Here is a 13254-nt window from a genome sequence, read left to right on the forward strand (position 1 = left end):
CACCTCTACCATTCTCTTCACCTGAAAGAATAGTAAGTGCTCCAAATTGTTCATTAACAGACTTATCTACTAAGAATGTAAGTCCTTCTACTACTTCTGTATTATCAGTATCTTTTTTTTCATCTAAAACTAGATTAAATGCTGGGCCGCCTCATCCCATACCTGCAAAATGAATTCTTACTGTATCTGATGTAACTTCATTATCTTTTAAAAATTGTAAGAATTCAACGGTAGCTTTATCACTTATTTTAACTGTTGACATAATTTTTACCTCTTTTCCTTTTCAGTTTTATAGATACATTACTATTGTGTCAATGAATCTACATATTTATTACACTAATAAATATTACTATGAATGTCAATTGTATTTATCATTGGATTTATTAATAGATTTTATTTGAAATAAATATACATACTAAAAAAGTGCAATATTAAACAAGTTTAACACTGCACTTTCAGTAATATAATTATTATTTATTAAATTTAACCGCAACTTGTGCAACCAGCACAACCGCCACCTTCTGGTTTTTTTTCTGGTTCTATAGAGAACCCACCTCTACCATTTTCATCTGCAGAAAGAATTGTTAATTCACCAAATTGCTCAGTAACTCCCTTATCCACTAAAAATGTAAGCCCTTCTACAACTTCTATGTTATCATTATCCTTTTCCTTATCTAAAACTAAATTAAATACAGCACCACCACATCCCATACCTGCAAAATGAATTCTTACTGTATCTGTCGTAACTTCATTATCCTTTAAAAATTGTAAAAATTCAGTAGTAGCTTTATCACTTATATTTACTATTGACATATTTTATTCCTCTTTTCTATATATACTAACTATTATCTAAATATAATTAAATCTTTATGACATTAATTATAAATAATTTCAATGTCATTTATAATTATATAATATCATAGCCGTTATGTGTGTCAATAGACTTATTTATCACTCTTTTCTATAGAACTTTATTACCTATAAGATAATGTAATAGCTAAATTTTTCTATACTATATTACTCTCTACTTGAAAAGATTCTATTGGTAAAATTTCATTTCCAAACATCCTATAATCATGGTATTTATATGAGCTTCTCATAATGTCTTCAGTAATAATTTTTCCTCTATTTACATAATCTAAAAAGTCATAGCATGTTAGTATATTTATATGTTCTTCTTCACATATATTAGATAAAGATTTAATAAATTCTTCAAATATTGTATTACAGGTGTTATTTAATATCTTTGCACCATCTATTATAAAGTCCCCTCCCCAAAATCCTGAATTTGAAGCTTTACCTTTAAGATCTCTAAGAAACTTTGATATCATCGTAGAGTTTATATTTTCATTATAGGATGAAATTAATATACTACTCATTTTAATATTTTCTATCATTAGTCTTTCATTTGAATCTAAATTATTAGTAAGTAATTTATATATATCTTCATCTACATAAAGATAAACATAGTTATTATTTTCTATTTGCTGTTTTATGTATTTATATAGATTAATTACCAAATGATCCTCTCCATAATAATAAAAACAGATATTTTTACCGCAACAATTACTCATAATCTCTCTCCCCTTAATTAATACCATATTGATTCTATTATTATTATTCTATTACAATATTTAATTACCTTTTTTTTCCATAAAATAATTATCTGATTATTTTTACATTTTATTACAATCATTTTTAAAGTTCTTATCTTGGTTGAAAAGTTATCGAACTTATATAACTTTTCATGTAGAAATATGGTATACTATGTGATAGAAATAATAGTTAGGTACTACTAATTATATAATAATGAATATATTGATTAAGATAGATATATATTGTAAAATATTTTTATGTGTATAAACACTAAGGAGGATTATCGATGTGCGGATTTGTAACGTTTTTTAGCAATTCTAAAATACTAGAAGAAAAGAAAGAAACTCTTCGTGATATGAGAGAAGTTATTAAACATAGAGGACCAACTCAAGATGGAGAGTATATGGATGAAAATGTTTATTTAGGTTTTAAAAGACTAAGTATTCTTGATTTGGCAAATGGAATTCAGCCCTACTCTTATAAGGATGAATTAGAAATAGTTTTTAATGGAGAAATATATAATTATATATCTTTAAGAGATGAATTAATAAAAGAAGGCTATAACTTTACTACTAATTCAGAAGTAGAAGTAATAGCTACGTTATATACTCACTTAGGAGATAAGTTTGTTGAGAAGCTTAGAGGAATGTTCTCATTTATTATTTGGGATAGAAAGAAAAAAGTATTCTTAGGTGGAAGAGATCCATTTGGTATAAAACCATTTTATTATATAGAAAATGAAACTGGACTTTATGTGGCTTCTGAGCTTAAGAGTTTTCATGCTAATCCTGATAGCGATTGTGTTGATATTGATAACGGCGCTCTTCATGACTATCTTACATTTCAATTTGTGCCAGAACCTAAAACTTTACTAAAGGATATAAAGGTTTTAAAACCAGGTCATATTATAAAGAAAGAATTAGGTAAAGCTCATGAAATAAGTTGCTATTATTCAATTAAGTTTAACCCTACTCCAGGACCAAAAGATGAAAAGATGGAAGAAATTCGTAAGGCCATAGAAGATTCCGTTGAACTACATATGCAATCTGAGGTGCCTGTTGCGTCTTTCTTATCAGGTGGAATTGATTCTACTGTTGTAACTGCTCTAGCAAAAAAACACATGCCGGACTTAAAGACCTTTACTATAGGCTTTGATCGAAACGGATATAGTGAAATTGATTTAGCTAGAGAATCAGCTGATAAACTAGGATTAGAAAACATAAGTAAAATAGTTTCTTATGAAGAATTTGCTAATGAATTACCTAAGATAATTTGGCATATGGATGAACCAGTAGCTGATCCTGCAGCTATACCACTTTATTTTATAGCAAAAGAAGCTGCTAAGCATGTTACAGTTATTTTATCTGGAGAAGGTGCTGATGAGGTATTTGGTGGATATACTATTTACCATGAACCTAATTCGTTAAAAATGTTTAATCATGTACCTGGTTTCTTAAAGAAAGCCTTAAAATCTGGTGCATCTCATATACCAGAAGGAACAAGAGGAAAAAGCTTTATTGACAGAGGCTGTACTCCTATGAGAGAGCGTTATGTAGGTAATGCAAAAATCTTCTTAGATGATGAAAAGGAAGGAATACTTAATAAGTATGAGTCAAAATATACAATTAAGAGCGCTATGAATGATATCTATGATAGAGCTGCTCAATATGACCCTATCACTCAAATGCAATTTGTAGATTTTAATACATGGCTTACAGGAGATATCCTTGTTAAAGCTGATAGAATGACTATGGCTCACTCTTTAGAGCTTAGGGTACCATTCCTAGATAAAGAAGTATTTAAAGTTGCTTCAAAGCTCACTGCTGATGAAAAAATTAATGGTCATGTAACAAAATACTTATTAAGAGAATCTTTTAAATCAGAATTACCATTCTTAACTGCTTTAGATAGAAAAAAACTGGGATACCCAGTTCCAATAAGATTATGGCTTAAGGATGAGCTTTATCAATGGGCTATGGACATAATAAAAAATAGTAACGCAGATGAATTTGTAAATAAAGCTGCTGCTATTAAATTAGTAGAAGATCATAGAAAAGGTCCATTTGACTTAAGTAGAAAGATTTGGACAATACTTATATTCTTAATTTGGCATAAAGTATATATAGAAAAAGAAACTCCTTTTCTAGATTAAGATTAAAGACGTAGAATTCCCATAAGAACTCTACGTCTTTTTTTAATGTATAGGAAAGTATAGATTTTTATGTTTTATAGGTTTTACCGTTAGGAACGTGGCGCATGCCACATTTTTTATTTGTGCTATAAAACTATTTAACTACACTTATATTGTTTTCTCTTAACCAATCTATTAAATAATTAATTAAAAATTCATCTCTAAAGGTATAAAATTCATCTAATTTGTCTTTATTAATTAAAACTCTATTAAAAGTTAATAGAGGATTCGACCAATCAACCTTACTATAAATTTCATTTTTGTCATTAGGATTTAAAGTATCTAAGTAGCTTTTCATGGAATTCACTAATATACTTTCATCTATTAGTGGAATATAAAGATAATTATCACTATAGTTCATAGTAACATCTTCTGCTTCTGTAGCTAATTCCTTTTCCCAACTTTCAAGTTTATCAAATTTAGATTCATCTTTTAATGCCTCTATAATACTTTGAGGAATATAAGAAAATTCACCATCATTTAAGTTTAAATAACATTCCCCTTCGCCTCTTGTTTCTGATAAGCTAAGCTCTAACATTAAGTCTAAATCAATGTTTAAATTATTCATAAAATTTTCACCTACCTTTTAAATTATATATTTATATAAACTTTCTCATTTCACTGTATTAAGAGTATATGCTAATATAGGATTTTTTACAATATTTATTTAATAATTTCAACATTTAAATATAGATATTGTAATTATTTATATATAAAACAAAGCATTAGGTTGTATCCTAATGCTTTGTTTTACTACTATTTATTATTTTTTAACATTTCACCAATAGCTGCTATACTTCCAAGGGAAGATAGGGTTTCATTTGGTAATATAAGCTTATTAGCAGGATTATTAGCCATTTCTTTAAGAGCTTCAACTTGTTTTAAAGCTATAACAGTTTCATTAGTTCCTGATTGAATTATAGCTTCATTTACTCTTCTTATTGCTTCAGCGTCTGCTTCTGAAATTTTTTCAATAGCTTTTGCTTTACCTTCTGCCTCTAGTAATTGAGATTCTTTTAATCCTTCTGCTCTTCTTATATTAGCTTCTTTTTCAGCTTCAGCAGCAAGTATTTTACTTCTCTTTTCTCCTTCAGCTTTTTCAATTTCTGATTGTCTTGCTCCTTCTGCTTGAAGAATCATGGCCCTCTTATCTCTTTCAGCTCTCATTTGTTTTTCCATAGCTTGTTGAATTTCTGATGGAGGTACAATATTTTTAATTTCTACAGATAATAGCTTAATTCCATAAGCATCAGTAATATTATCAACGATTTGTAATAATTTTGAGTTTATAAGATCTCTTCCTGCTAATACTTCATCTAGAGTCATATCACCTAAAATATTTCTCATATTAGTTATAGTGGAATACATTATACCTTGAACATAGTTTTCTATGTTGTAAACCGCATCCTTTGCACTTAGAACTTGATAAAATATAACGTTATCTACAGAAATATTAACATTATCTTTAGTTATTACGTTTTGTGGTGGTATATCTAGTATTTGTTGTTTAACAGATACCTTCTTCCTAATAAAGTCCACAAAAGGTATTGTTAAATGCCATCCAGGTTCTAAGACCTTATAAAATTGACCAAACCTTTCCATAACATAGTTATAACCAGTGTTAACTACTTTAACGGCTGAAATTATGATGATTAGAACTACAAATAGTATGACTAAAACACCAATTACTAATTCCATTTAAATCACTCCTTTTTTAATTATCAATTTATTGTTTTCAATTTTTAACACTTTAAAAGTATCCCCAATATTTATATCTTCACCTATATTTCTTGCTGTCCAGTAAACTTCGTTAACTTTTATTCTACATTCCCTATTACTTTCTAATTTAACTTCAGATACAAACTCTCTATCTTCATACTTACCAACCAAGGGTTTTTCGGTTGGTAGATTTACATTAATATATTTTTTAGACACCTTTAATCCAAATATAATTGCAATAGTTCCTAGTATCAAAGCAATCCATATTTGTGTAGTAAAGTCTACAAAATATCCTGCAATAAAAGCAGGAATAAATCCTAATCCTAACCATGAAAAGGTAAAACTACTTGTAGTTATATCCACAACTATTACAAAAATAAGTAATCCAAACCAAATCCAGTTTAAATCCATTAAATATCACCTCTCAAATTTAAATAATATTAATTAACATATATAAAATATTATATACGTATGTATTAAATATAATTATACCACATTATAGTAAAATATTATATTTTTTTATATTATTTAATTAGGTATTTTTTCCACCTATATAGCGTATATATTATAAGTGTACATATAAACACCAGTAAGTTTGGAGGTATTGCCATGAACCGCGATTCTAATATGTTTAGTTATTTGTTTATAGGTATGTTACTAATTATAATATCTGGAATAGTTAAAATGTTATAATACTAAATGCTATAATACTAAATGCTATAATAAAAATCATCCCTATTACGTAGAGATGATTTTTGTTTTAGTTATGAAACAATAATTTGTAATATAAGTTTAAATTTCTCTAGTTTCTTTCTTTAAAAATTCTTTTTCTTCTGTATTTAGATAAGTTGATAACAATTTATATACTTCTTTATGATAATTATTTAAGAATAATTTTTCTTTTTCAGTAAGCATATCTATTTTTATACCATCTAAATCTATAGGACAATAGGTAGCTACATCAAACTTCATAAATTGTCCCCCATATTCTGTTTTACTATCTTTAGTAACAAATAGCAAATTCTCTATTCTAATACCGTGTTTACCTTCTTTATATACACCAGGTTCATTTGTAACATTCATTCCTTCTTCAAGGACTACTGTATTAGGAACTTGTGAGAAGTTTTGTGGCCCTTCATGAACATTAAGGAAGAATCCAACTCCATGACCAGTTCCACATTTATAATCAATTCCTGCTTCCCAAAGTGGTGTTCTTGCAATAATATCTAAATTAGATCCAGTAGCCCCATATAAGAACTTAGCCATAGTTAAAGCTAAATTACTCTTAACTACAAGAGTAAAGTCTCTTCTTTCTTCTTCAGTCAATTCACCTAGAACTATAGTTCTTGTTATATCTGTAGTTCCATCATAATATTGCCCACCTGAATCTACTAAGAATAACCCTTCTGGTTTTAAAGTATAATTACTTTCTGAAGTAGCAGAATAGTGCATCATAGCAGCATGTTCTTTATAGGCAGCTATAGTTGAAAAACTTGGTTCAACAAAATACTCTTGTTCATTTCTTAATTTAATTAATGTATCTGTGGCTGACATCTCAGATATTTCTTCTTTATCTACATTTTCTTTTAAGTACTTTATAAACTTAACCATAGCAACTCCATCTTTTATAGTACAGTTTCTAAAGTTACTTCTTTCAACTTCATTCTTTATAGCTTTTAAATCTGTAGTTATATTTCTTTTTTCGATTTTAGAAATAGATTCATTTAATGAGGTAAGAATTTTCACATTAGTTTTATTTGGATCAAATAATATATAACTATCTTTAAGTTCTTTTAAGCTATTGAATATCTCATTATATCCTAATATTTCTACAGAAGAAGCCTTTAGATTGGATATAACTTCATCAGTTAATTTATTATTATCTATGAAAAACTTAACAGAATCCATGCTAATTAATAAATAAGATATTGTTACAGGACTGCTTTCTACATCATTTCCCCTAATATTTAATGTCCAAGCAATATCATCTAAGGAACTTAATACGTAATATTCAGCCCCTATTTCCTTCATCTTTTCACGAATAATAGAAAGCTTTTCCGATGCTGCTTTACCTGCAAATTTAACACCATGAAGAAAAACCTTTGTACTAGGCATAGCTGGCCTATCACTCCAAATTGGAGATATTAAATCCTTTTCTGGATCTATTTTTATATTTCTACTTTTAAATGTTTCTGTCATAGTTTTGTATATTCCAATAGGCATTACAGAACCATCAAACCCAACTATATCTCCTGGATTAAGCTCTTCTTTAAGAAATTCTGTGAATGTAGGAACCTTAGGTTGTCCCATTTTAAAAAGTTCTATTCCTGTATCAGATAGCTGTTTCTCAGCTTGAATATAATAACGACCATCTGCCCATAATATTGCTCTATTAAGAGTTACTACTACAGTACCTGCTGAACCTGTAAAACCAGAAATCCATGCTCTAGCTTTGAAGTATTCAGCTACATATTCACTTTGATGAGAATCAAAACTAGGAATAATGTAAGCTGATAATTGATTTTCCTTCATAGCCCTTCTTAGTCCTTCAATTTTTTCTTTAACATTCATTCATATTCACCCCTATTTTCCACTAATAAATATCTAAACCTATTATACAGCTAAAATATTATACATTCAATGATATAATTTATAGATATGAATTATATTTTGATATTATTCATTATACCAAATTTCAAATTATATTTAAAAATTGGCGTATAAAAAACCCATTGCAGTATTACAATGAGTTTTTATGTTAAATCTATTTATTCTTGAATCCATTTACTTGCTTCTAATGCATAGTAAGTGATAATTAATTTAGCACCAGCTCTTTTTATTGAAGTTAACATTTCAATAGCAGCTCTTTTTTCATCAATCAATCCATTTTCTCCTGCATTTTTTATCATAGCATATTCCCCACTTACATTGTATGCAGCTATAGGCATATTAAAAGTCATACTGGCCTCTTTTATTATGTCTAAATATAATATAGCTGGTTTAACCATGACTATATCAGCTCCTTCTTCAATATCAGCTTCGATTTCTCTCATAGATTCCTTCCCATTGGCAGGATCCATTTGATAGCTACTTCTATCTCCAAATTGAGGAGTTGAATTTGCAGCTGCTCTAAAAGGACCATACATAGCAGAACTATATTTTGCACTATAACTCATTATAGATATATGTCCAAATCCATTTTCATCTAATATATCCCTTATGGCTTTAACTCTACCATCCATCATATCTGAAGGTGCAATCATGTCAGCTCCAGCTTTAGCATGAGAAAGTGCAATCTTAGCTAAATACTTTAAGGTTTCATCATTATCTACTCTCTCATTTTTAATAATTCCACAATGACCGTGAGTAGTATATTGACACATGCATACATCGGTAATAACAAATAATTCCTTAGAGATTTCCTTGACTTTTCTTATTGCTCTTTGAACTATACCCTCTTCATAAAAAGCTGAAGATGCAATTTCATCTTTATCATTAGGAAGTCCAAATAAGATTATACCCTTTACTCCTGCAGCAATAACTTCATCTATAACTTCATGTAATCTATCTAAAGACCAGTGGTAATTCCCTGCTAGAGATGGAATCTCTTCCTTAATATTTTCTCCCTCAACCACAAAAATTGGGTATATAAAATCATTACTATTTAAAATAGTTTCACGTACCATATCTCTTATTGCACTAGTTTCTCTTAATCTTCTATATCTTTTGAACATAATAAACATAGCCTATTAATGCAAGGCCATGATACACCTACCTTTCAGTCTTTAAAAAATTTATTTTATTAATGTATCTATAATACCTTGAGTTCCAATTTTATCACATTGTGTATAGGATAATTGATGAATGTTTAATGCCTTTGAAGTAATAGGCCCTATTGATATAATTGATTTTTCTTTTATTTTATCTATTCCAACCAAAGTAATCATATTTTCTACGGTGCTAGGACTAGTAAATACTACTGTATCACAGTTTTCAAAGGAAATTAAATTAGGATTTTCACCAATAACTGTATCATATACTGGAATATCATCTACCTCAGCTCCAATGTTTCGAAGTTCATTTACAATATAGTCTCTCCCCTTCTTAGAGCGAGGAATTAATATTTTATCTCCTGAGGAAACCTTTAGTTCTATTGCTTTAAATAAACCTTCACCAGTAAATTCCTTTGCTGTTAAAGTTGGAATTATCCCTTTATCTTTTAAAGCTTTAGTAGTTGCATCCCCTATAGAAACAAACTCACCTTTAATCTTCCTTATATCTATATTGTTATGATGTAATGCATTAAATAGCATTTCAACTCCATTAATACTAGTTAATAATATATACTTATATCCTTCTAATTTACTTTCAACAGCTTTAATACTTTCAGGCTTAGGTTCTATTGCTATAGAATTTATTTCTGTAACTGAAGCTCCTAATTTAGATAGTTCATCACTAATTTCCTTACTTTGAGCCTTACCCCTAGTTATACAAATATTTCTTCCAAATAGAGGTAACTTTTCAAACCAATTCAACTTATCATTAAATTTAACTACTTCTCCAACTACAATGATAGACGGATTTGATATGCCCTTTTCCTTTGCTATTTCAGTTATATCTTTTAAAGTTCCTACTGCTTTCTTTTGATTAGAAGTAGTTCCACTCATTACAAGAGCTACTGGAGTTTCTTCTCCTAATCCAGCAGTAATAAGACCATTGCAAATACCTCCTAATTGTTCATAACCCATCATAAAAATTAAAGTGCCCTTTAATTTAGCTATAGTTTCAAAATCTAAATTTAAACCAGCTGCACTTTTAGCCGTAAATACATGAAAACTTTGGGCAATTTTTCTATGAGTTACAGGTATACCACCATAATTTAGTGCTGCAATAGGTGAAGTTATACCCGGCACTACTTCAAAGTCAATATTTTCATCTATTAGAGCTAAAGCTTCTTCACCACCACGACCAAATATGTATGGATCTCCACCTTTAATTCTTCCAACAATATGTCCTTCTTTTGCTAATTTAATTAAGATATTATTAATCTCTTCCTGAGTTTTATAGTGACACCCTGGCTCTTTTCCACAGTAGTAAAGTTTTGCATCTGTATTTACATATTTCAATATTTCAGAACCAGATAATCTGTCATAAAGTATAGCTGTACATTCTCTTAAAACCTTTATAGCTTTTAATGTTATTAAGTCTGGTGATCCTGGACCACCTCCAATTAAATAAACCTTTCCCATAAATCCTCCTATTCAATATCTACTTATTTAAGATAACTTGAGATAATTTTTTTCCTAAGTTTAAATATTCTTCTTTATTTCCTATAATAGTGTCTTTTACTAATTTACCATTGACTTCATATATACCCATAATAGTCATTACATCATCTTCTATAGAAGCATATGCACCAATAGTAGAATGACAATCACCCTTTAACTCTCTCATAAAGCTTCTTTCAGCTTCTACACAAATTCTAACTTCTTCATTATCTAGGGCCCTTAATTCATCTGCATATTCACAACTCTCATGAATCTCTATACCTAAAGCTCCTTGTGCAATAGCAGGAATTATTTCATCTGTTTCAAAATAATTAGTAATGATTCCTTCTAATCCTAATCTCTTTAATCCAGCAGCTGCTAATACTATTCCGTCTAAGTTCTCATTTTCAATCTTATCAATTCTTGTCTGAACATTACCTCTTACAGGAACTATTTCAATGTCTGGTCTTAAAAGAAGAATTTGTTCACTTCTTCTTTTACTACTAGTACCAACTCTAGCCCCCTTAGGTAAATGAAAAAATGAAACACCATTCATGGAAACAAAGGCATCCCTTACATCTTCCCTTATTGGTGTAGCACCAATTGAGAAACCATCTGGTAGCTCATAGGGTACGTCCTTCATACTATGGACTCCTCCATGTGCTTTTCCATCAATTATTAATTTTTCTAACTCTTTTATAAAGACTCCCTTTCCACCTATTTTATCTAGTGTTACATCAAGTCTTTTATCTCCTAAAGTATCTGTAAGAACCTTTTCACATTTTATATTATGTAGCTCTCTAACCAAATTCATTACATAATCAGTTTGAACTTGAGCAAGCTTACTTTTTCGTGTAGCTAATTTTAAATTCAATTCTACTCCTCCATTCATTGTATAATTTAAATCTATACCCATTCATTTATTAAATCCGAATAAAATAATTGCAAAATCTCAATATGGTATCCATGGTTAAAGAAGAAAAGAAAATCTTCAGAACATATAAAATTTAGAATTTCACTTTTATTATTTAAAGTTGTTACATTATTTCTAATATGAGTTATAAATTCTATATAATTGTCAAAGTTCTGAAGATACTCCTTTGCCTTATTGCATAAAAATACTGATGCTTTAGGATTTTTTCCTTTAATTCTCAGCCCCAAAGCAATATTTTCACTTCTTCCTGTAGCACAAAGAACAGCTTTAGAATTCTCCGGAATGGTAGTATCAATAAAGATTTTATTTTTACTGTTGCATATATTCCTAATATTTTCGTTGAATTTAGAATCATTTGTACAAATTATAATTAAATGATAATCCTCCAATAATTCATTAGTAAAAGTTTTATCTAGAAGTTTCAAATTACCATAAGCACCATCTAATAACTTAAATTCATTTGTAAACTGTTCTGAGATGCAATGAACCACAAACTTACTATTTAAAAGAGTTTTAGTTTTTATTAAAGCACTTTTCCCTCCTCCTAATATTAAAACTTTAGTATTCATACCATTCAATGAAATAAATACGGAATCATTAAAACTATCCATGAGAATCCTATCCTTTATTTTAATATTTATTTAGCTACTAATTTCACTTAAAGCTTTTATAATAGTTTCATTCATATCTCTAGTTTTTATAGCTACCCTTACAAAACTATCATTAAGACCAGTATAGTTATTACAATTTCTAATTAAAATCCCCTTTTCCATAAGCTGTTTTAAAAGTTCTGAGCTTGTAATTCCTTTTATCTTACAAAGAAAATAATTAGCCTTGCTTTCATACACCTTTTGTATAATCTTTATATCATTCAAAGATTTTTTCATAAATGCTCTTTCAGATATCAGCCAATTTTTACTTTCATCTATAAATTTTTCATCAAATAATGCATACTTAGCAGCAACTTCTGCAAAACAATTCACTGTCCAAGGATTTTGATTACAAATAATGAAATCTAGTAATTTATTATTTCTACTTATGGCATAGCCCAAACGAACTCCTGCCATGGAGAAAAATTTTGTTATAGCTCTAACAATTACAATACAATTATAATTATGTATATAATTAATTATACTCTTATTATTATCTAATACAAATTCTATAAACGCTTCATCAATAATCACTAATTTATTATGAGCTTCACAATAATCTAATATGTTTTTAAATTTACAATGATCAATAATACAGCCATTTGGATTGTTGGGGTTAGCCAATATTAACCCCTCAGTATTTTGTATCTGTGTAAAAATATCTTCATAATCATATTCCATAAACCCATTTAAAAAAGAATAATTGATATTCAATTTATGTTTTTTACTAAAATCTTCATATTCTACAAAGGAAGGAACAACTATGGTTATAGAATTCAAGTAGCTTATAACTAAATCTAAAATTTCAGCTGCTCCATTTCCTACTATAATATTTTCAATACCTATGCTATTAAAATACTCTTTACCATAGGCATTTTCATTAAAATACTCATTACT

General features: G+C 28.7%; 12 protein-coding genes. 1 reads left to right on the forward strand and 11 read right to left on the reverse strand.

Annotated features, from left to right (window positions below; genetic code table 11):
• Positions 1-483: 483 nt before the first annotated feature.
• Entirely contained in the window at positions 484-813 is a 330-nt protein-coding gene (locus B2671_RS02160) for a HesB-like protein (protein ID WP_346868943.1), read from the reverse strand.
• A 194-nt stretch (positions 814-1007) separates the two neighbouring features.
• Positions 1008-1574, reverse strand: coding sequence for a hypothetical protein (locus tag B2671_RS02165; protein WP_346868944.1), 567 nt, complete (start codon positions 1572-1574; stop codon positions 1008-1010).
• 308 nt (positions 1575-1882) lie between these two features.
• On the opposite strand from B2671_RS02165, the gene asnB reads away from it, so the two are divergent.
• Positions 1883-3748, forward strand: coding sequence for an asparagine synthase (glutamine-hydrolyzing) (asnB, locus tag B2671_RS02170; RefSeq protein ID WP_346868945.1), 1866 nt, complete (start codon positions 1883-1885; stop codon positions 3746-3748).
• Between the two features lie 133 nt (positions 3749-3881).
• Here the strand turns inward: asnB and B2671_RS02175 are convergent, their stop codons facing one another.
• The 9 genes from B2671_RS02175 to B2671_RS02215 form a co-directional block, all read right to left on the reverse strand.
• Complete coding sequence (locus B2671_RS02175; protein WP_346868946.1) at positions 3882-4355, reverse strand: hypothetical protein; 474 nt, start codon at positions 4353-4355, stop codon at positions 3882-3884.
• 188 nt (positions 4356-4543) lie between these two features.
• A complete protein-coding gene (locus B2671_RS02180; protein WP_150845538.1) occupies positions 4544-5485 on the reverse strand; it encodes an SPFH domain-containing protein in 942 nt (313 codons plus the stop codon).
• Entirely contained in the window at positions 5486-5917 is a 432-nt protein-coding gene (locus tag B2671_RS02185; protein ID WP_035132265.1) for an NfeD family protein, read from the reverse strand.
• 381 nt (positions 5918-6298) lie between these two features.
• Positions 6299-8077, reverse strand: coding sequence for an aminopeptidase P family protein (locus B2671_RS02190; protein WP_346868947.1), 1779 nt, complete (start codon positions 8075-8077; stop codon positions 6299-6301).
• 197 nt (positions 8078-8274) lie between these two features.
• Positions 8275-9240: a porphobilinogen synthase gene (gene hemB, locus B2671_RS02195; protein ID WP_346868948.1), complete on the reverse strand. Its 966-nt coding sequence runs from the start codon at positions 9238-9240 to the stop codon at positions 8275-8277.
• Positions 9241-9300: 60 nt separating this feature from the next.
• Positions 9301-10755, reverse strand: a complete 1455-nt coding sequence (gene cobA, locus B2671_RS02200; protein ID WP_346868949.1) for a uroporphyrinogen-III C-methyltransferase — start codon at positions 10753-10755, stop codon at positions 9301-9303.
• A gap of 19 nt (positions 10756-10774) precedes the next feature.
• The gene (hemC, locus tag B2671_RS02205) at positions 10775-11647 is read right to left on the reverse strand and encodes a hydroxymethylbilane synthase (RefSeq protein WP_346868950.1); all 873 of its coding nucleotides are present in this window, start codon (positions 11645-11647) and stop codon (positions 10775-10777) included.
• 32 nt (positions 11648-11679) lie between these two features.
• Complete coding sequence (locus tag B2671_RS02210) at positions 11680-12318, reverse strand: NAD(P)-dependent oxidoreductase (RefSeq protein ID WP_346868951.1); 639 nt, start codon at positions 12316-12318, stop codon at positions 11680-11682.
• A gap of 30 nt (positions 12319-12348) precedes the next feature.
• Positions 12349-13254, reverse strand: a 906-nt coding sequence (locus B2671_RS02215) for a histidinol-phosphate transaminase (protein WP_346868952.1), incomplete at its 5' end; no start/stop codon positions are given.

This window comes from Clostridium sp. UBA5119 (assembly GCF_002414285.1).
Taxonomy (GTDB): Bacteria; Bacillota; Clostridia; order Clostridiales; family Clostridiaceae; genus Clostridium_J; species Clostridium_J sulfidigenes.